The 16,674-nt window shown below is 35.9% G+C and carries 31 protein-coding genes; 26 read left to right on the top strand and 5 right to left on the bottom strand.

What is annotated here, in order from left to right; translation table 11 throughout:
- Positions 1 to 81 precede the first annotated feature (81 nt).
- The 4 genes from guaB to comGB all read left to right on the top strand — a co-directional run bounded on the left by guaB (position 82) and on the right by comGB (position 3,953).
- The gene (gene guaB / locus LACDD01_RS07100; protein WP_003133714.1) at positions 82 to 1,563 is read left to right on the top strand and encodes an IMP dehydrogenase; all 1,482 of its coding nucleotides are present in this window, start codon (positions 82 to 84) and stop codon (positions 1,561 to 1,563) included.
- Positions 1,564 to 1,688: 125 nt separating this feature from the next.
- Positions 1,689 to 1,865 carry a 30S ribosomal protein S21 gene (gene rpsU / locus LACDD01_RS07095; RefSeq protein ID WP_003134539.1) on the top strand — a complete coding sequence of 59 codons (177 nt, stop codon included), beginning with the start codon at positions 1,689 to 1,691 and terminating at the stop codon, positions 1,863 to 1,865.
- A 185-nt stretch (positions 1,866 to 2,050) separates the two neighbouring features.
- Positions 2,051 to 2,995, top strand: a complete 945-nt coding sequence (gene comGA, locus LACDD01_RS07090) for a competence type IV pilus ATPase ComGA (protein WP_061413981.1) — start codon at positions 2,051 to 2,053, stop codon at positions 2,993 to 2,995.
- Entirely contained in the window at positions 2,934 to 3,953 is a 1,020-nt protein-coding gene (comGB, locus tag LACDD01_RS07085) for a competence type IV pilus assembly protein ComGB (protein WP_255357183.1), read from the top strand. The genes comGA and comGB overlap by 62 nt, the downstream gene beginning before the upstream one ends.
- Before the next feature lie 117 nt (positions 3,954 to 4,070).
- Here the strand turns inward: comGB and LACDD01_RS07080 are convergent, their stop codons facing one another.
- From LACDD01_RS07080 to LACDD01_RS07060, 5 genes are all read right to left on the bottom strand, one after another.
- Complete coding sequence (locus LACDD01_RS07080; RefSeq protein WP_061413976.1) at positions 4,071 to 5,516, bottom strand: recombinase family protein; 1,446 nt, start codon at positions 5,514 to 5,516, stop codon at positions 4,071 to 4,073.
- A 123-nt stretch (positions 5,517 to 5,639) separates the two neighbouring features.
- A complete protein-coding gene (locus LACDD01_RS12355) occupies positions 5,640 to 6,134 on the bottom strand; it encodes a DUF4429 domain-containing protein (protein WP_061413974.1) in 495 nt (164 codons plus the stop codon).
- A 108-nt stretch (positions 6,135 to 6,242) separates the two neighbouring features.
- Complete coding sequence (locus LACDD01_RS07070) at positions 6,243 to 6,641, bottom strand: hypothetical protein (protein ID WP_061413973.1); 399 nt, start codon at positions 6,639 to 6,641, stop codon at positions 6,243 to 6,245.
- Complete coding sequence (locus LACDD01_RS07065) at positions 6,641 to 7,165, bottom strand: helix-turn-helix transcriptional regulator (RefSeq protein ID WP_061414173.1); 525 nt, start codon at positions 7,163 to 7,165, stop codon at positions 6,641 to 6,643. Before LACDD01_RS07065 ends, LACDD01_RS07070 begins: the two co-directional genes overlap by 1 nt.
- 355 nt (positions 7,166 to 7,520) lie before the next feature.
- A complete protein-coding gene (locus LACDD01_RS07060) occupies positions 7,521 to 7,763 on the bottom strand; it encodes a hypothetical protein (RefSeq protein ID WP_061413971.1) in 243 nt (80 codons plus the stop codon).
- Between the two features lie 104 nt (positions 7,764 to 7,867).
- On the opposite strand from LACDD01_RS07060, the gene LACDD01_RS07055 reads away from it, so the two are divergent.
- The 22 genes from LACDD01_RS07055 to LACDD01_RS12055 form a co-directional block, all read left to right on the top strand.
- Positions 7,868 to 8,098, top strand: a complete 231-nt coding sequence (locus LACDD01_RS07055) for a helix-turn-helix transcriptional regulator (protein ID WP_061413969.1) — start codon at positions 7,868 to 7,870, stop codon at positions 8,096 to 8,098.
- Positions 8,099 to 8,109: 11 nt separating this feature from the next.
- Positions 8,110 to 8,295: a helix-turn-helix domain-containing protein gene (locus LACDD01_RS07050; protein WP_061413967.1), complete on the top strand. Its 186-nt coding sequence runs from the start codon at positions 8,110 to 8,112 to the stop codon at positions 8,293 to 8,295.
- A 490-nt stretch (positions 8,296 to 8,785) separates the two neighbouring features.
- Positions 8,786 to 8,968 (top strand): hypothetical protein, encoded by a 183-nt coding sequence (locus LACDD01_RS07045; protein ID WP_061413965.1) that lies wholly within the window; start codon positions 8,786 to 8,788, stop codon positions 8,966 to 8,968.
- Between the two features lie 34 nt (positions 8,969 to 9,002).
- Entirely contained in the window at positions 9,003 to 9,197 is a 195-nt protein-coding gene (locus LACDD01_RS07040) for a hypothetical protein (RefSeq protein WP_061413963.1), read from the top strand.
- Between the two features lie 62 nt (positions 9,198 to 9,259).
- Positions 9,260 to 10,096, top strand: coding sequence for a hypothetical protein (locus tag LACDD01_RS07035; RefSeq protein ID WP_061413960.1), 837 nt, complete (start codon positions 9,260 to 9,262; stop codon positions 10,094 to 10,096).
- Entirely contained in the window at positions 10,089 to 10,895 is an 807-nt protein-coding gene (locus LACDD01_RS07030; RefSeq protein ID WP_061413958.1) for a recombinase RecT, read from the top strand. Before LACDD01_RS07035 ends, LACDD01_RS07030 begins: the two co-directional genes overlap by 8 nt.
- Before the next feature lie 232 nt (positions 10,896 to 11,127).
- Positions 11,128 to 11,454 carry an HNH endonuclease gene (locus LACDD01_RS07025; RefSeq protein ID WP_016170911.1) on the top strand — a complete coding sequence of 109 codons (327 nt, stop codon included), beginning with the start codon at positions 11,128 to 11,130 and terminating at the stop codon, positions 11,452 to 11,454.
- A complete protein-coding gene (locus tag LACDD01_RS07020; RefSeq protein WP_061413957.1) occupies positions 11,454 to 12,263 on the top strand; it encodes a helix-turn-helix domain-containing protein in 810 nt (269 codons plus the stop codon). The genes LACDD01_RS07025 and LACDD01_RS07020 overlap by 1 nt, the downstream gene beginning before the upstream one ends.
- The gene (locus LACDD01_RS07015) at positions 12,250 to 12,492 is read left to right on the top strand and encodes a hypothetical protein (RefSeq protein WP_061413954.1); all 243 of its coding nucleotides are present in this window, start codon (positions 12,250 to 12,252) and stop codon (positions 12,490 to 12,492) included. Before LACDD01_RS07020 ends, LACDD01_RS07015 begins: the two co-directional genes overlap by 14 nt.
- Entirely contained in the window at positions 12,476 to 12,625 is a 150-nt protein-coding gene (locus LACDD01_RS12065; protein ID WP_165706181.1) for a hypothetical protein, read from the top strand. The genes LACDD01_RS07015 and LACDD01_RS12065 overlap by 17 nt, the downstream gene beginning before the upstream one ends.
- Positions 12,622 to 13,026 carry a RusA family crossover junction endodeoxyribonuclease gene (locus LACDD01_RS07010; RefSeq protein ID WP_061413953.1) on the top strand — a complete coding sequence of 135 codons (405 nt, stop codon included), beginning with the start codon at positions 12,622 to 12,624 and terminating at the stop codon, positions 13,024 to 13,026. The genes LACDD01_RS12065 and LACDD01_RS07010 overlap by 4 nt, the downstream gene beginning before the upstream one ends.
- On the top strand, positions 13,013 to 13,252 hold the full coding sequence (locus LACDD01_RS07005; RefSeq protein WP_061413951.1) for a DUF1031 family protein: 240 nt from the start codon (positions 13,013 to 13,015) through the stop codon (positions 13,250 to 13,252). The genes LACDD01_RS07010 and LACDD01_RS07005 overlap by 14 nt, the downstream gene beginning before the upstream one ends.
- Positions 13,253 to 13,373: 121 nt before the next feature.
- Positions 13,374 to 13,577 carry a hypothetical protein gene (locus LACDD01_RS07000; protein WP_197458037.1) on the top strand — a complete coding sequence of 68 codons (204 nt, stop codon included), beginning with the start codon at positions 13,374 to 13,376 and terminating at the stop codon, positions 13,575 to 13,577.
- Positions 13,578 to 13,606: 29 nt separating this feature from the next.
- On the top strand, positions 13,607 to 13,771 hold the full coding sequence (locus LACDD01_RS12060) for a hypothetical protein (RefSeq protein ID WP_197458036.1): 165 nt from the start codon (positions 13,607 to 13,609) through the stop codon (positions 13,769 to 13,771).
- Positions 13,761 to 13,982: a hypothetical protein gene (locus tag LACDD01_RS06995; RefSeq protein ID WP_061413943.1), complete on the top strand. Its 222-nt coding sequence runs from the start codon at positions 13,761 to 13,763 to the stop codon at positions 13,980 to 13,982. Before LACDD01_RS12060 ends, LACDD01_RS06995 begins: the two co-directional genes overlap by 11 nt.
- On the top strand, positions 13,963 to 14,109 hold the full coding sequence (locus LACDD01_RS11860; protein WP_156468499.1) for a hypothetical protein: 147 nt from the start codon (positions 13,963 to 13,965) through the stop codon (positions 14,107 to 14,109). The genes LACDD01_RS06995 and LACDD01_RS11860 overlap by 20 nt, the downstream gene beginning before the upstream one ends.
- A 1-nt stretch (position 14,110) precedes the next feature.
- A complete protein-coding gene (locus LACDD01_RS06990) occupies positions 14,111 to 14,599 on the top strand; it encodes a hypothetical protein (RefSeq protein WP_061413940.1) in 489 nt (162 codons plus the stop codon).
- On the top strand, positions 14,596 to 14,895 hold the full coding sequence (locus tag LACDD01_RS06985; protein WP_061413939.1) for a hypothetical protein: 300 nt from the start codon (positions 14,596 to 14,598) through the stop codon (positions 14,893 to 14,895). The genes LACDD01_RS06990 and LACDD01_RS06985 overlap by 4 nt, the downstream gene beginning before the upstream one ends.
- Positions 14,892 to 15,164, top strand: a complete 273-nt coding sequence (locus tag LACDD01_RS06980; protein ID WP_061413937.1) for a hypothetical protein — start codon at positions 14,892 to 14,894, stop codon at positions 15,162 to 15,164. The genes LACDD01_RS06985 and LACDD01_RS06980 overlap by 4 nt, the downstream gene beginning before the upstream one ends.
- A complete protein-coding gene (locus LACDD01_RS06975; RefSeq protein WP_061413935.1) occupies positions 15,127 to 15,453 on the top strand; it encodes a hypothetical protein in 327 nt (108 codons plus the stop codon). The genes LACDD01_RS06980 and LACDD01_RS06975 overlap by 38 nt, the downstream gene beginning before the upstream one ends.
- Positions 15,446 to 16,324: a DNA-methyltransferase gene (locus tag LACDD01_RS06970; RefSeq protein ID WP_231863396.1), complete on the top strand. Its 879-nt coding sequence runs from the start codon at positions 15,446 to 15,448 to the stop codon at positions 16,322 to 16,324. The genes LACDD01_RS06975 and LACDD01_RS06970 overlap by 8 nt, the downstream gene beginning before the upstream one ends.
- Positions 16,321 to 16,674, top strand: a 354-nt coding sequence (locus tag LACDD01_RS12055; RefSeq protein WP_061413933.1) for a hypothetical protein, incomplete at its 3' end; no start/stop codon positions are given. The genes LACDD01_RS06970 and LACDD01_RS12055, both read left to right, overlap by 4 nt.

The following is a 16,674-nucleotide window of genomic DNA, read 5'->3' as shown; positions in this document are numbered from 1 at the left end:
GACAAATATGGTGAAAAATCATTGAAATCCCTAAAAGATAGTGATAGAATAGTAAAAATATATATTTGGAGGATAGATTTAATGTCAAATTGGGAAACAAAGTTTTTGAAGAAGGGTTACACTTTTGATGATGTGTTATTGATTCCAGCGGAATCACATGTACTGCCAAACGAGGTAGATATGAGTACCAAACTAGCGAAGAACTTGACATTGAATATTCCGATGATATCTGCTGCAATGGATACTGTAACAGATAGTAAAATGGCTATTTCAATGGCACGTCAAGGTGGACTTGGTGTTATCCACAAAAATATGAGTATTGCTGAACAGGCTGAAGAAGTGCACAAAGTAAAACGCTCAGAATCTGGTGTTATTACTGATCCATTCTTCTTGACACCTGAGCATAAGATTGAAGAAGCGGAAAACTTGATGGCGACTTACCGTATTTCGGGTGTGCCAATTGTTGAAACTTTGGAAAATCGCAAGCTTGTGGGTATCTTGACTAACCGTGACCTTCGTTTTGTTTCAAACTACAATCAAGAAATCAAGAATGTAATGACTTCTGAAAACTTGATTACAGCACCTGTGGGAACTTCATTGCGTGAAGCTGAAGAAGCACTTCAAAAACACAAGATTGAAAAATTGCCATTGGTTGACGAGAGCGGTAAGCTTGCAGGTTTGATTACAATCAAAGACATTGAACGTGTGATTGAATTCCCTAACGCCGCAAAAGATAGTCAAGGTCGTCTTTTAGTAGCTGCGGCTGTTGGTGTAACCTCTGATACTTTTGATCGTGCTGAAGCTCTCTTTGCAGCTGGTGCCGATGCTATTGTCATTGATACAGCACATGGTCATTCGGCAGGTGTATTACGTAAAATCAAAGAAATTCGTGAACATTTCCCAGAACGTACATTGATTGCAGGGAATATTGCCACTGGTGAAGGTGCACGCGCACTCTTTGAAGCTGGTGTTGATGTTGTTAAAGTCGGAATTGGTCCAGGTTCAATCTGTACTACACGTGTTGTCGCAGGTGTAGGCGTGCCACAAATCACAGCTATTTATGATGCGGCAGCAGTTGCGCGTGAATACGGTAAAACAATCATCGCCGATGGAGGAATCAAATACTCTGGCGATATCGTTAAAGCTTTGGCAGCAGGAGGAGATGCAGTAATGCTTGGCTCAATGCTTGCCGGTACAGACGAATCACCAGGTGAATTCGAAATCTTCCAAGGGCGTAAATTTAAAACATACCGTGGTATGGGTTCACTTGCAGCAATGAAGAAAGGTTCAAGCGACCGTTACTTCCAAGGCTCTGTCAATGAAGCAAATAAATTGGTTCCTGAAGGTATCGAAGGTCGTGTTGCTTATAAAGGTACAGCGACCGATATCGTTTTCCAAATGGTTGGTGGCTTGAAGTCAGGTATGGGCTACACTGGAGCAGCTGATATCCTTGCTTTACATGAGTCAGCACAATTTATCGAAATGTCAGGTGCTGGTTTGAAAGAATCTCACCCACACGATGTTCAAATTACAAAAGAAGCTCCAAACTACTCCGTACAATAAGCGAAAAGGCAGAGACAATCTGCTTTTTTTATTTTATACATCTAGTTGACAAATATACAGCCTTTTGATAGAATGTTAGGAGTGCTCTTTAAGAGTAAATACGAAAATGAAATGGGGTGAAATCAATGTCAAAAACTATCGTTCGTAAAAATGAATCGCTTGACGACGCTCTCCGCCGTTTCAAACGTTCAGTAACAAAAGCTGGAACTCTTCAAGAGCTCCGCAAACGTGAACACTACGAAAAACCTTCTGTAAAAGCTAAACGTAAATCAGAAGCTGCACGTAAACGTAAAAAATTCTAATTGAAAATTTTGAACCTGCCTTTGGGCAGGTTTTTTTATTACTCTTGCCTCTGTTATGCATTGAGAAAGGGTATCAAGTAAGCAACAAAGCTTATTATAAATTATCTGCTCATTTTTTCAAAAAAATTGTGATAACTTGCTAACTTTATCGTGTTAATAAGTAAGCTTAGCTAAGGAGGTCAATCATGATACAGGTTTTGGCAAAAAACCTTTTACAAAAAGCAGTAGATCAGATGGTGCACGATCTTTATTTAGTAGCATTAGAAGGAAAGTATTCTCTCTATTTTCGTACAGCAACAGAAAGGAGGTTTGAAGGAGAACTCTCCCTTGAGCAAGGGCAAGCACTGATTGCTCATATGAAATTTTTATCTGGTATGAATCTAGGAGAAAGTAGACGAGTACAGTTGGGGGCTTGCACTTATATCTTAGATAAAGGTGAGCAGCGCTTACGTTTATCTACTGTCGGTGATTTTCATGGTCAAGAAAGCTTGGTTATCCGACTATTGCATCATCAACAAAACCAACTTCATTTTTGGAATTCAGAGATCTTTAATACTATTATTGGGGGAAGAGGCCTTTACCTTTTTTCAGGTCCTGTAGGTTCAGGTAAGACCAGTCTTATGTACAAATTTGCAAGGGAGCATTTTAAAAATCAACAAGTTATTTGTATAGAAGATCCTGTGGAGTTAGTAGAAACTGAATTTTTACAACTTCAAGTCAATAAAGTAATAGGGAATGATTATGATTCCTTGATTAAGCTTTCGCTGCGACACAGACCTGATTTACTTATTGTTGGTGAAATTAGGGATAGTCAAACGGCAAAAGCTATTCTTCGTGCAAGTTTGACTGGGTATACAGTATTCTCTACTGTTCATGCACGCTCAATATCAGGTGTAATTGCACGCTTAAAAGAACTTGGATTAAGTGATTGGGAGCTACAATCCAGTCTTCAGCGGGTGATTTATCAACGATTAATTGCAGGAAAGGGATTGCTTGTTTGTGAAAAGGAAAAGTTTGAAGAATGGAAACCAGACGAATGGAATGACCAGATTGATCAGTTGGTTGCAGATGGATTTATCTCAGCTGTTGCAGCTGCGCGCGAAAAAATTGAGTTTAGCAAAGCAGATTAAGCTCATTCAACTCATGAATAATCTTTTCAAAAGTGGCTTTCACCTCTCTGAAATCATTGATTTCCTTGAACGATCGGGTCTTACGGAAGCATACTTTATTTCCAAAATGCGTGAAGGTTTACTTAATGGGCAAAGTTTCTCTGGTATTTTGGCGAAGCTAAATTTTTATGAGGATGTTGTGACTCAGCTCTCTTTGGCTGAGTCACATGGGAATGTTGAGTATACTTTAGGATTGATTGAAGAAAAACTGATACGTGTTTTGAACATCCGCAAAAAGCTTGTCCAAGTTGCCACTTATCCGATTGTTCTTCTGGCATTTCTAATCTTTATTATGCTTGGATTGAAAAATTATTTACTGCCCCAACTGGAAGAAAACAAAGGATTAGCAACTTATGCCATACAGAATCTTCCGACCCTCTTTTTAGGGTGGCTCTTCAGTTTGTTCGTTTTCTTTTATCTGTCCAGATACTATTGGAAGAAAAAAACTGCTTTAGAAGCGCTGAGGCTAATGGTCAAAATACCTTTTGTTGGCCGTTTTGTCCAGCTTTATTTGACAGCTTATTTTGCAAGAGAATGGGGAAACTTAATTGCTCAAGCTGTCGATTTACGTCAGATTTGTTTTATTATGCAAGAGCAAAAAAGTCGAATTTTCAAAGAATTCGGTTTTGAGCTTCTTCAAATATTAGATAGTGGTCAGAAGTTTGAAGATGCTCTTCGATTTTACCCCATATTTACCAAGGAGCTCTCATTAATTGTGGAATATGGTGAACTAAAGTCCAAGCTAGGGAAAGAGTTGATGATTTTTTCTGAAGAAAGCTGGTCGCTCTTTTTTGAAAGGATTGAAAGAGCAATGCAACTTATCCAGCCTATCGTTTTCTTGCTCGTGGCGCTGTTGATTATTTTAATTTATGCGGCAATGCTACTTCCTATATATAGCAATATGGGAAACTTGATTTGAAAGAACATGGAGGAATGAATGAAAAAAAAGAGACTCAAAGCTTTTACTTTGATTGAAATGAAGGATAGTAAAACTCTCTATTTACAAAAAAATAAAGAGTTTATTTAAGTATTTTATTTATAGGCTCCATGTAATATCAACAGTCTCAGCTGTCACATATACGCGACTAATTATGCGATTGATGATATTCTTCTGTTGCTCATAGCTTAAGCTTTCAATAGGCTTATTCCCAATTAACTTTCTTGCGGCTTTAAGTCGATCAGTGGTGCTGGTTTTATTAGATGATGTTATTTTTGCTTTTAGAGCATCCCTGTCTTTTTTTAAGTTCTTACTTCTCTGCTTCATTTCATCAAGAGAAATCATATCGTTAATGTATAGGTCGGATAATCTTTTTATTTTGTTATCGATATTTATCAGTTGTTTTTCGAACTCAGTTGTATCAATAACCGGTTCAGAGTTTATAGATATTAGATTTTCTAAAGCACCGTTATTTAACTGTAGAAGAGAAATCTGGTCAATAACCTCCGCTTCAATATCACTCATATAATAAAAGCCGGAATCACATTTTTTATTGTCATTATATATGGTTACCCCTTTAGTTTTCCGAGGAAATCTATTTTTGCATTGATATTTAATATCTCTAGATCCATCTTTACGAACAGATCCCAGTATTACTTGGAGTGGTGTTTTACAATAGCCGCATTTTGCAATTCCAGATAAAATATATTTTGATTGAAATGGTCGCGGATTATTATTTTTCTGATAGGCTTCCTTTTGTCTAATTTCTAACTCAGATTGTACAGCTTGGAATAATTCAGGGCTTATTATCGCTTTGTGTAGTCCGTCAAATATTTGATTATTATATTTAACTTTGCCAGTATAAACAGGATTAGCAAGTGTCGCTCTTAGTGCCCGATATGACCAAGGCTTATCTTTTCCAGTGTGCCCTTCTGAATTTAATTTATCTCGTAGTTTAGTTATGGACATGCCATTTAGATATTCTTGGAAGATTTGTTTTACAACCTCCGCTTGCAATGGCTCAATTTCAAGAACCCCAGTATCAGTATTATGCAAATATCCGAAAGCTGTTCTAGACCACATCATAGATTTTCCAGACTTTGCACGGCCTAATTTTCCGAGTTGCATTCTTTCTTTGATCGTTTCACGCTCAAATTCAGATATTGCTGACAATATTGTTAGGAACAACCCACCCATTGCAGAAGATGTATCTATGTTTTCACTTAATGATACGAAGTCAATATTATTTTTTGCGAACACATCCTTTGCAAGGTAAAGAGTGTCACGAACGCTCCGAGATAGTCGATCTAATTTGTAAATAAGTACGGTGTCAAATTTTTGTACTGATATATCATTTATAAGCTGCTGCATTCCGGGTCTGTCAATATTTGAACCAGTGAATCCTGCATCGGTGTATATTTCAGCAACGGTCCAGCCCTTTGCCACACAATAAGCCCTTAATTTGTCGGTTTGTTCAGAAATTGAATAACCTTCCTCAGCTTGATTGAGAGTTGAGACTCGAACATAGATGGCACATTTTTTCATTGTTTTTCTACCTCTCTATTTGGTATAATAGAGTACAAGAAAACTTCGCATAATAGGTGTTGTTTCTGTACTTACTTATTTAAATCCGCTCTAGCCGTCCAAAGTTAGGAGCGGATTTTTTGTTTATTCTAATATTTTTTTCTTTTGTAAAGCAAATTCTTCTTGAGTTATTACTCCTAAATCAAGAAGGTCTTTAAATTTTTTCAACTCATCAGCATTACTAAATATAGGTGTATTTGCAGAACTTTCTTTGCTTTCATTAAATTTATCCATAACAAAGTCATGGAGTTTTTCATATTGAATTACATTATTTTTTTTAAAAGCTCTTAATATCACTGTGTTAGGATCTTTCAGGGCTTCCACACTACTAGTACCGATAATTGTAACATTAGAATCGTTAGCTAATTCAATATTGGTAATAAATTGGATATATCCATTTGCTAGCATAGTTGGTTTTTTATATTCTATTCCTTTTAAATCGGTATAATATATTGTTCTATCACCTTTGATACCTTGAGCTGCGATTCCAAAGAACCCTTTTCTTTTAATGACAATCTTATCATCATAAGCTTCAACTTGTCCATTAGATCCTCTTGCAGTATATTTTAATTCACTCATATAATATCCTCCTTGCCCCTTTATCGTGATTAGCGCACGTATGTTTATTTAATCAAATTCAATATTATCAATACTCTCGGTAAAGTTATCCAAGCTGTAAAATTTTACTTAGCTAACCCAATTATGTTTTACTAAATAATTTTTTATCGCTACAGTAATATCATCAAATAGTTTTTCTGGTAGGTTGAAGCGAGAAATTATTTCGCAAGCTGTCAATAAGTAAGGACAATCTTCATAATCTGGAGCTACTTCATCAATGCAAGCTCCTATCATAAAATCATTTGCTTTTCTTTCTTGTTTTAGCTCTACAGATTTTAATTGGGCTTTTGTATCTTCAGAAAGAAGATGTCCACACTCATGATAGAGAAATGATTTAGTTTCTAATTCCTCATAATCAAGACTAAGATAGATACAGTTCAATTCTTTAATATACAACCCCTTAGCATTACTGTGATTCCATATTATTGTACAACCAGTTTCTTGAAGTATTTCTTGAACAGATTTCATTATTCACCTTTTTCTGATTCTTCTTTCGCTTTTTCCTCTAGGTGTTTTTTTAATGCAATCATAATAGCATCACGATCTTCATCAGTTAGGTCTTCGCCTTGCCAAGCTGCAGCACGATCAATATGTCCGTAAATAGCTTCATCATCCATATGTAATGGAATAGGTTCATTCGCTTTTCTTTCTGTTTCTTGTTCATTACGTTGCTCTTTAGCTGTATTAAGAACTACTTCTTGACGACTTTCATCAAGCTCAGAACTGATACGATTTATTTCAGATAAAATCGGTGAAACATTCATTTTAGACGAATCAACTGCAGGAAAAAAATCATCGATACTAATACCAAATACTTCTGAAAGTTTTATCATTTGAGGTTTTTTTGGAGAACGAAGTCCTACTTCATAATTGGATATGGTTGTTTTTCCCACCCCTATTTTGTTAGCTAATTCTTCCTGGCTCAGTCCGAAATACTTTCGGTACTCTTTAATTTTAGAACCTACATACCTATTAATTTGTTCAATTTCCATAAAAACATTATAAAAGAAAAAACCACGTTTTGCAAACTTTTTCTTGATAAACACGATTTTTTCTTGACAATCCACGAAAAGTGGATTATAATTAAATCATAAAGTTAAACAAGCGAACAAACATAGCAACACCTAGTACGACGAAGGAGCGATGTTGCAACTGTAGTTACACGTTGTATTCAACTCAGCGTAAGTAGCTGTTTGACAAATAAAAAGCCCCCGCTGGGGCGGAAAGGAATCTGTATGGCGAAAAGAAAATCTTATATTCCAAAGTATTCAAGAGAACGGCAAAAGAAAAGGCAGCTAAAAAATTTATTTGTAGCTACCATACCTAAAAAAGATTTTGAAGTTACTCTTAACTTGGGATATGCGTATCAGCACGTTTCAAGTGTTCTAATAACTCTTGATCACTTAAACCAGATACAAGAGTTCTCAAACGCTTATCTTCAACCTTTAAAAGTTGTTTAGAACTCTCAGAATTTTTTTGTACCTCTTCTGGAGAGCCAAAGTTGTTACGAAGAAAGTCAGCTCGAAGATAATTAAATACTTTCTCTTCGCAAGATTTTCTAGTATCATCATTTTCATTAAATAAATTCAAAGTAACATCCTCCTTTCTATAATACTAAGCAAATACCGCAAATATCTGCTCGTAGTTATTATATCAAGGAGAAGACAAAAATACATATACAGAAAGGAACCATTATGGCAGTAGAGAAAGAATTAATCGCTCTTCGTATCGAGAAAAATATTTCTCGTAAAGAGATGGCAAAGGTTATTGGTGTCACACCAGAAACTTATCGTAAAAAAGAACTTGGAGAAAATGATTGGTGGGGAACAGAGATGTTTCTTGTTGCCAACAAATTCAACAAACGGATTGATGATATTTTTTTAAACAAAAAGTCCACGAAAAGTGGTTTTGATAAAGCAAGTTAGAAAGAAACAACATGAACGAATTAAAAGCCTTGCGCAAACAAAAAAATCTTACTCAGAGTAAGATGGCAGAAATTCTCGGTTTTACAAAATCACATTATGTAAAGATTGAGCTTAGTAATCGTAATCCGGGATTTAAATTCCTGAAAGCACTAAAGGATAATTTCCCTGAGTTTGATATGAATGAGATTTTTAAATAAAAAAGCACACAAAACTCGTGACAGTTTTATGTACTTTGCAACTTATTTAAACTTAGATACTTGTTCACGGCAAGTAAAATAATCTTTACTGGCTTGCAACCAGCACTGCATTATATTAGAGCAGCCATCCTTAGTGTCGACCCTAGGATGAATTAATACTCACTTCCCTCATCTTGGAGGGTAGGGCTCTATCTAAGTACAGTTACCTTCAAAAGTTTTGTCATAAGACAGTACCTCCATTAGTAGGATACCTTAATTTTATCAAAAGTGCCTAATAAGTGCAATAGATGAAAAAAGCCCACTGCGAGCACAGTGAGCTAGATAAATTTAGATAAGGATATTATATCATGCAAACAATCACATATCAAATTGTCGTCATAGAGACTGGCGAGATCATATACGAATTTTTTGCAGGAAAATGCGCGAATGTTTGGCCTTTAAATATTATCGCAGAACGTTTGCATGCAATAGTGCATAGAAAGGAATGAAGATGGGAAAACAAAGGAGACCGCCTAAAAAGTACAAGGTTACAAATATCTTAGCTGATGGAACAAGAATCAGTGAAGAAGATTGGCCAGAGTGGTGCAGAAACAATCCATTGACTGGAGAGATAGCAATAGAGATAGGCAGAATTATCTTAGCTGGTATCGATCGAGACCAAGAAGCGAGCTAATTAAAAAGAATTTATCTAACTTTATGGAGGAAAAATGAAATCAATAACAATTATCAATGGCCGAGCAGTAGAAATTCAAAAAACGGCAGTGGGCATAAAATATAAAGACCGTCCACTATCTGGCATGGAAGAACGTTATGAGGCCTGGAAAGCTGAGCAGCGTAAAGAAAAAATGCTTCGAGAAAGCATCACAACTTGGGGATATCAAAAAGCTCCTAGCGGCAACTAGGAGCGGGTAGAAACTTTTGCGAGATTCTACTCTGATTATAACAAAATTCGGAGGAATAAAAAATGGGAATGCCAGTAGAATTCGAAGATGGACTTCTTCAAAATGATGATGTCTTTGATTATTTACAAAAAGTCAAAGCACAAGTGCCAGAGATGGTGCAAGATAAGGCGACAAAAACAGCTCTTATTGAATTGAAAAAAGAACTGAATGCTAAAGTTAATGAAATTGATTTGGCAGAGAAAAAGCAAATTAATGAGTTGATTGATGTATTCCGAACTAAGAATTTTAAAGTTTGGGAAGTTCGAAGTGAATTAGCAGGGCTTGTTAAAAAAATTGGAGAGGTCAATACAGCATTTGATGATCGGCGCAGACGTGAATCTTTTGAAGCGATAGAATTATTTGTCAATCAGACAAATAATATCTATCAATTAACAGGCACACGTTGGGTATTGACTCCTGGAAGGTTTTCAAGTGTTGATGCATTGACAACTCAAGGAGATTTAAAGAAAACAATTAAAGATAAAATCACTAATGCAGCTTTACAAGCTCAGGCAGATTTGGAGCAAGAAGAATTACTTGAAGCAGCTCGAAAAGACAAGCTTGAAAAAGAAAGACAGCTTGCTGAAAAGGAAAAAGAGCTGAAGCAACGTGAGCAGGTATTGGAAAAACGTGAAACGGGGGACACTCAAGCCTTATCACAGCAACTTGAAGAAGAGCGTATAAAAAATAAAGCGCTAGAAAATCAAAATGCAAACATTGCAAATAAAGGCGAATCAAAAATCGAAGAAATCATAGAGAGAATTGAAACTCTCGAAATGAAGATTGAACCTGAGAAAAATTACTCGGGCAAATCAGTATTAAACGTACTCAATAAGATAAAGGAGTTGCTAAATGGCTAATTTAACACCAACACAAACAGTACTCAAAAGTGATGCTGCAAAAAGAAAATTCGAAGAAGTATTAGGCAAAAAAACTAACGGATTTGTGGGAAGCCTTCTTAGTTTAGTGGGTTCTACAAATTTAAAAAATGTAGATTCAAATAGTGTCATGACAGCAGCAATGAAAGCTGCGACACTTGACCTACCAATTGAGCCGAGCTTGGGCTTTGCTTATGTCATACCTTACGGAAGAGAAGCACAGTTTCAAATTGGATATAAAGGACTTATACAACTTGCGATTAGAAGTGGTCAAGTTACAAAACTGAATGCTGGTCCAGTCTATGAAAATCAATTTATTAAATATGACAGTTTGTTTGAAGAACTAGAGATTGATTTTTCAATGCCACAAGGGGTCGAAATTGCAGGTTATTTCGCCAGTATGGAGCTTGCGAATGGGTTTAGAAAAATTATTTACTGGGATAAAGAAAAAGTTACTGCCCACGGCAAACGATTTTCAAAATCATTCAATAGATCATCAAGCCCATGGCAAACAGATTTTGATGCAATGGCAACCAAAACGGTATTAAAAGCAATGCTTAGTACTTACGCTCCATTATCGACAGAAATGCAGCAAGCAATTGTGGCAGATAACGAATCAGCAACACCAAAAGATGCTACTCCAGTAACAGATGATTTGGTTTTAGAAGCTGTGGAAGATTCTAAACAAATCGAAGAAAATGAGATTATCAATGATCAAGTAGCCTCTGAAAATTATCAAGAACCTCAAGGAGAACCCGAGGTACTTGATTTAGAATTATAAAATAATGTGCTCGGAACCACACTAAAAGCATCGTAGATCCTTTGTTCAGAAAATAAGACGAAAATAATAGAAAATCGTATTTTGTCATTGAAACACGTTAGAAAGCCATAGTTTTATCTGAATATCAAATGGATCAGCATCACACAATAGGCTTTGTGCGGGAAGGACATGTAAGTCGGGCGCTATGTACTCACGGAGACCCAGCGCTAACCTATTGTTTATGGAGGAATATATGACTCAAGAAACATGGAAAAAATTAGAATACATTAACTCTCCACGAATTGTTGGAAAAATTGTTGGAGAATATGAAATTAGTAATTATGGAAAGCTTCGTCAAGTATTGACAGATAATATCCGTAGAAATTTGAAATTAAACACAAGTTCAGACCAACGTCCAAGATATAGTTTTGTGTTAGACAATGGCAAACGAGTAATGCCTTTTATGCATCAACTTGTGGCTCAAACTTTTATTGATAATCCAGAAGGGTTGCCAAATGTAAAACACATAGATGGGAATAAAACTAATAATTATGTCGGAAATTTAAGGTGGTCCAGCTAATGGAACAAAGTACAAAATTTTTTAATCAAATACCAGTTCCGATTATTGAAGCTGAGGATTTAAACGATTTTGAAAAACTTCTTTTTAGTGAAATTTATACAATGGCAAATTCATATGGAAGCATTTTCCCATCAAATGCATACTTAGCAAATAGATATAGGAAAACTAAAGGTACTGTATCTGCCAATCTAAAGCGCCTTGAGAAAAAAGGATATATAAAGTTAGAGTATGAAATTGAAAATGGAGAAGTAAAAAAAAGATACATCCACCCCTATATTGATAAATCATTAGGGGGTATACCGAAAAATCAGTATACCCCTATGGAAGAATCGTTAGGGGGTATACCGAAAAATCGTAAGTATAATATATCATCTAATAAATCAATTAATAAATCATTTAATAATATATCGGACAAGTCCGATAAAGAAACTGATTTAGAAAGTAGATTTGCTTTACTTTGGAAAATGTATCCAAATAAAAAAGGAAAGCCAAAAGCATTTATAGCATATAAAAAGGCTGTTAAATCTGGTGTAACTGATAAAGAGATTCAAACTGGTATTGAAAACTATTTAGCAGAAATAAGTGCAAAAGGTACTTTAAAAGATTATATCAAGCATGGGAGTACATGGTTTAACGGTAAAGGTTGGGAAGATGATTATGACACAACACCTAGACAACAAGCCTTTACAACTAATAATAAAATTGTGAAGCCAGCTCCAGCGTGGTCCCAATGTGATCAAAAAACAGAGTATATGACAGATGAAGATCGCAAAAAGTTCTGGGAGGATTTAGAAAATGGCAATACCTAAGTCAGCTTATACAGCAGCAATGGCGCAGAGTCATATTGATTACGTTAAACCACTTGTAGTGACGGATAAACAATACTATCGCTTCCTAGATTGGTGTGATAAAGAAAATAAACCAAATAACCCGATGCACTTTCTAGCGGTAATTATTGGCTGTCCTTTAGAAAAGGCTATTTCTTATCACAGAGGAGAAATGACACTTGAGGAGGTGAAGAATGTCAAGAGTAAGTAAGGAAGAAAAAATAGTTCAACAAATTGTAACTCGAGAAGAATCTAAACAGATGGCGAAAGCAAGAGAAAACAATAAAGAAACTAAGTATTTTCACAAAGAGTTTCGTAAGCAGATTGCGAGACTTGGAAAATGAAATTCTCTTTCAACTTACAAAAAATGCCAGTTACGCAACAACAAAAAGGTATTGGATACAGAAAGGGAAAAATATCTTTTTATAACCGCAAAGGTACTGAAAACAAGGAGCTAGTTAACGCACTAAAGCGCAATGCTCCAAGTAAACCATATGATAAAGATGTGCCCTTACAGCTCACTGTGACATTTTGGAATGCGATTAAGCAAAAGAAAAAGTGGTGGCAATTCAAAACTACAAGACCAGACTTGGATAATCTCATGAAAAATCTACAAGACTACATGACAAAGTTAGGTTATTACACAGATGATAGCCAGATAGTAGTACTCATTGCAAAAAAATACTACCTAGACAAAAACCAAATAGATATAGAAATAGAGGAGGCAAGCGATGATGGCTTTTAACCCTATACCATTAATGAAGCTCTACAATATGGCCAAGAAAGCAAAGTATGACGGATACGGCCATAAGATTGTCTATATTGATGCTCGTAAGAAGTATAAGCAAGAGCTAGTCCAATATTACAAAGATATTCGGACGGTTTTCAATAAGGGTCAGCAAATGACTTGGCTTCAACTTTATGATTTTCTGGATCATAACTTAAAAGAAGTAGTTATCGTTCTAGAATAGCCCTAATTTGTGAAAGTTACGGTTACATTAGCTGTTTAAACCGTTTCATGAATAAGTTTATCGAAAGCAAGTTAACGGCTCTTAAAATTGAAAATAGGGGTAAATAAGAAAGGTTGAAAATTTGACCAAAAACGAAGAAATAAAAATGACAATAGTTTCTGAAAATGAAGAAGTAGAGTTTGACTTTAAGAACGGAAAAACAGAGGACTATCTAACGCTTTTGTGGCAAGCGATACATACTATATCGCTCCAAGAAGGTATTGATCCCTCAGATGTACTCTCGCAAATGTTTCACAGAGAAGTACAACTCAAATATCTTGATTAAATCAAGGGGAATGTATACGGAGGAGACTTATGAATCCACAGAAACTCGAATTATTAATTAGTTTGCTAATCATAGCAACTGGAAGTTTTATAGCAGGCGCTGCCATTATTGGCATACAGCTTGAAAAAGTGAAAAGGCAGCGTGATGAAGCTCGAAAACGGGTGAAAGAATTGGAGAAAAATATTGGGAATTAACGTCAAAGCAGAATACATAAATAGTGATACCATGAAATTTGAAGTAACAGCAATGGCAAAGCTAGAACTAATCCATAAGCTAACAAGCGGTTTTATGGCTTGGAATGATTGTGATCATGAAGAATTCAACACAGGCTACATGAATTGCTTGATCGATACAGTTCACATTTTATCTGAAGAGGAGGCTCAGGATGAAGAAGTTTGTCGTTAAAGTACCTTACATGCCATCATTAGGTTTGCACAGCTATTATACAGTGAATACTAAGGAAGAAGCAGAACATATTGCCAAACAGTGCATAAAGGCTGAAATTACAGAAACAGCAGAGGGGAATTTTTAAGATGACTAGAGAACATTATATTGAAAAAATTAGCGAACGCCTGAACCAATTAACTAAAGATGAACTTAAGGACGTGAGTATATTAACGGCTGCTCAACTTGGAGTACGTCAGAAACTTGCGGAAAAAGAGCGCATTGAAAATGAAATAACGAATTCCAAATCCCAGCTCGAAAAGCAGCAGCCGGAGATTCCAGAAGTTCCGCAGTTTGTTGCTGATTGGTTAGATAGAAAGCCGTTATATGCGATTAATGGTTCTATTCCAGTAGAAATTATTGAGTGGTCGAAAAAACAAACTGGGTATGCGGATCTAGGTATGAATATTAATCATCTGCTTAAATTAAAGGTTAACGGCTACACAGCCGAAACTCCAAAAGTGATAGTTTCTCCTTGTCCAGTATGCAGATACGAAGATGTAAAATCTAATTTTTGTTCAATATGTGGGCATAAAAATGAGTATGTTGCAGTTGAGCAGATTGGGGTGGAAAAATGAGCGAGCAAAAATATTATGTAAGACTAAAAATGGAGTTTCAAGCGACTGGTGTGACTTTCGCAGATATGCGTTTGTATCTTGATAAAAACGGGGCTTTCAATCACTTTTATGTTGCGCACGCTTATACAAAATCAGAACTTACTAAAATCAAGGACGGAGCTTTTTATAAAAAAGCAGCTTACTACGAGTTTATGGAGCTTCCACCAGATTGGGAAATGAGAGATGAAAAGGATAAGTGGTTGTGTGAATGGATTAACCCACTCATTGAGCTTGTCCCTGTGGAGGAAGAAGCATGAATCCAATGATAAAAACTCTTTTCGAATACATAGAGCGTATGAAAGACGAGATTGACACGCTAAAAAAAGGCAAGGTCACTCTTGCTACACCTTCTCATATATGTTTGAGAGAACGGGCAATAGAAAAAGTTAAGGTTGAAATCCAGAAAATAAGCGCCACACTCAACCCACAGATTCCAGAGCCATACGCAAGCATGAGCCGTGATGAAATTTTAGGAGGGATTGGACAGTATGAAAAAATGGTACTTGTCAACACCAATGAATGGTAAGACAGAAAAAGAAATTCAAGCTGCGCTACAGCGTGGCATTGACTGGGTAGAAGAAAGAGGAGATGAATATCATTCTCCTTATAATCCAGATAATGCAGCATTTAACGACAAGAACGAAGTACACGATCCTAAGCCTATTGCAATGTTATCAAGAGCAATTGAGCCAATGGATGAGTGTACAGGAGTGGCTTTTATCGGAGATAGGGTAAGTTTAAAAAGTAGTAAGGGCTGCTTTATAGAATATCAGATTGCTCTGGAATACGGAAAGGAGATAAGATTCATTGATTGAACTAAACAAGATTTACAATGAGAACTGTCTGGAGGGGATGAAACGAATTCCCGACAAAACAGTTGATGCAATTGTTACCGATCCACCCTATCTATATTTAAAACATAAATTAGATAGGGAATGGGACGAGGATGCAGTTTTTGAACAATGGAATCGAATATTAAAAGACGATGGTTTTATTGTGATTTTTGGACGAGGGATCTCATTTTATCGTTGGAATGTGAAGCTAAATGAGCTTGGATTTGAATTTAAAGAGGAAGTTATCTGGGATAAAAGAGCATCATCTGGGCCGCTTTTAAAACTTTCCAGAGTACACGAAACAGTTTCTCTTCTTACAAAAACTGGGACTATAAACCGTATAAAAATACCTTATACCGAAAAAAATTTTTTTAATTTAGATCTTGTTATCAATGATGTTAATACATTGGCATCTGCTTTGCATAATAGTAAAAAAATTAAAGAAATAAAATATTATCTAGAAAATCAAAAAACAATAAAGCATAAGGGCTCTAATAAACATGGTATTACGGGTTATAAAACTACAGTAAATGATAGGTCTGTGGATGTTATTAAATCAATTGAAGAGGGTAAAATGGAGACTTCTATCATGCGAGTTAAAAAAGAACACTATAGATTTGTACATGCCACTCAAAAGCCGGTAAGGTTGATGGAACGTTTGTTAAATCTAGTTTCTGAACCAGGAAATGTTGTACTAGACCCTTTTTCTGGAAGCGGTAGTACTGCAGTAGCCTGTCAAAACTTGAACAGGAACTACATAGGCTTTGAAATTGATAAAGAATATTATGATAAATCCTTAGAACGTATCAAAAACAACGTGACACAGCTAGATCTATTCGAGGAGGCAAAATGACAAAAACAGCAAAAGAACGAATTGAAGAAGAAATAAAAGATGTAAATAGAACACTAGTTTATAGTCTTAATAAAAATGGGCGAGCTTTTAATTCAGGAAAACGCCATGGTTTAACTATTGCTTTAGCTCATATACAGAATGCTACCACTCTAGTAACCTCTGAGGAGACTGTCACGATTAATAAAGAAGTCTATGACTTACTTATCAATAAAGTAGATAAACAGCGTGAGCAACTTGCCACAGCTGTTGAAGCACTGAAAGAAGTTGAACGGTCTAAGTATGGTATGCAATTTAGACGTGACAGAAATCCAGCAATAGCTAAACAAGCACTCGCAGAAATCGGAGGGAAA

The organism is Lactococcus sp. DD01 (assembly GCF_001578715.1).
Lineage (GTDB): Bacteria > Bacillota > Bacilli > Lactobacillales > Streptococcaceae > Lactococcus > Lactococcus petauri.
The sequence above is the reverse complement of the archived record's forward strand: the minus strand, read 5'-3'. Positions and strand labels throughout refer to the sequence as shown.

What these genes read in the sequence shown, in the direction of transcription:
- LACDD01_RS07005 (WP_061413951.1), top strand. Translation starts at nt 13,013, where the DNA reads ATGATGGCTTTTAACCCTATACCATTAATGAAGCTCTACAATATGGCC.
- comGA (WP_061413981.1), top strand. Translation starts at nt 2,051, where the DNA reads ATGATACAGGTTTTGGCAAAAAACCTTTTACAAAAAGCAGTAGATCAG.
- LACDD01_RS12355 (WP_061413974.1), bottom strand. Translation starts at nt 6,134, where the DNA reads ATGAGTGAATTAAAATATACTGCAAGAGGATCTAATGGACAAGTTGAA.
- LACDD01_RS07020 (WP_061413957.1), top strand. Translation starts at nt 11,454, where the DNA reads ATGGAACAAAGTACAAAATTTTTTAATCAAATACCAGTTCCGATTATT.
- LACDD01_RS07035 (WP_061413960.1), top strand. Translation starts at nt 9,260, where the DNA reads ATGGGAATGCCAGTAGAATTCGAAGATGGACTTCTTCAAAATGATGAT.
- LACDD01_RS07055 (WP_061413969.1), top strand. Translation starts at nt 7,868, where the DNA reads ATGGCAGTAGAGAAAGAATTAATCGCTCTTCGTATCGAGAAAAATATT.
- LACDD01_RS07045 (WP_061413965.1), top strand. Translation starts at nt 8,786, where the DNA reads ATGGGAAAACAAAGGAGACCGCCTAAAAAGTACAAGGTTACAAATATC.
- LACDD01_RS07015 (WP_061413954.1), top strand. Translation starts at nt 12,250, where the DNA reads ATGGCAATACCTAAGTCAGCTTATACAGCAGCAATGGCGCAGAGTCAT.
- comGB (WP_255357183.1), top strand. Translation starts at nt 2,934, where the DNA reads ATGGATTTATCTCAGCTGTTGCAGCTGCGCGCGAAAAAATTGAGTTTA.
- LACDD01_RS07070 (WP_061413973.1), bottom strand. Translation starts at nt 6,641, where the DNA reads ATGAAATCTGTTCAAGAAATACTTCAAGAAACTGGTTGTACAATAATA.
- LACDD01_RS07080 (WP_061413976.1), bottom strand. Translation starts at nt 5,516, where the DNA reads ATGAAAAAATGTGCCATCTATGTTCGAGTCTCAACTCTCAATCAAGCT.
- LACDD01_RS06980 (WP_061413937.1), top strand. Translation starts at nt 14,892, where the DNA reads ATGAATCCAATGATAAAAACTCTTTTCGAATACATAGAGCGTATGAAA.
- LACDD01_RS07025 (WP_016170911.1), top strand. Translation starts at nt 11,128, where the DNA reads ATGACTCAAGAAACATGGAAAAAATTAGAATACATTAACTCTCCACGA.
- LACDD01_RS07030 (WP_061413958.1), top strand. Translation starts at nt 10,089, where the DNA reads ATGGCTAATTTAACACCAACACAAACAGTACTCAAAAGTGATGCTGCA.
- LACDD01_RS06985 (WP_061413939.1), top strand. Translation starts at nt 14,596, where the DNA reads ATGAGCGAGCAAAAATATTATGTAAGACTAAAAATGGAGTTTCAAGCG.
- LACDD01_RS07040 (WP_061413963.1), top strand. Translation starts at nt 9,003, where the DNA reads ATGAAATCAATAACAATTATCAATGGCCGAGCAGTAGAAATTCAAAAA.
- LACDD01_RS07065 (WP_061414173.1), bottom strand. Translation starts at nt 7,165, where the DNA reads ATGGAAATTGAACAAATTAATAGGTATGTAGGTTCTAAAATTAAAGAG.
- LACDD01_RS07050 (WP_061413967.1), top strand. Translation starts at nt 8,110, where the DNA reads ATGAACGAATTAAAAGCCTTGCGCAAACAAAAAAATCTTACTCAGAGT.
- LACDD01_RS07010 (WP_061413953.1), top strand. Translation starts at nt 12,622, where the DNA reads ATGAAATTCTCTTTCAACTTACAAAAAATGCCAGTTACGCAACAACAA.
- LACDD01_RS12065 (WP_165706181.1), top strand. Translation starts at nt 12,476, where the DNA reads ATGTCAAGAGTAAGTAAGGAAGAAAAAATAGTTCAACAAATTGTAACT.
- guaB (WP_003133714.1), top strand. Translation starts at nt 82, where the DNA reads ATGTCAAATTGGGAAACAAAGTTTTTGAAGAAGGGTTACACTTTTGAT.
- LACDD01_RS12060 (WP_197458036.1), top strand. Translation starts at nt 13,607, where the DNA reads ATGAATCCACAGAAACTCGAATTATTAATTAGTTTGCTAATCATAGCA.
- LACDD01_RS11860 (WP_156468499.1), top strand. Translation starts at nt 13,963, where the DNA reads ATGAAGAAGTTTGTCGTTAAAGTACCTTACATGCCATCATTAGGTTTG.
- LACDD01_RS06975 (WP_061413935.1), top strand. Translation starts at nt 15,127, where the DNA reads ATGAAAAAATGGTACTTGTCAACACCAATGAATGGTAAGACAGAAAAA.
- LACDD01_RS06990 (WP_061413940.1), top strand. Translation starts at nt 14,111, where the DNA reads ATGACTAGAGAACATTATATTGAAAAAATTAGCGAACGCCTGAACCAA.
- rpsU (WP_003134539.1), top strand. Translation starts at nt 1,689, where the DNA reads ATGTCAAAAACTATCGTTCGTAAAAATGAATCGCTTGACGACGCTCTC.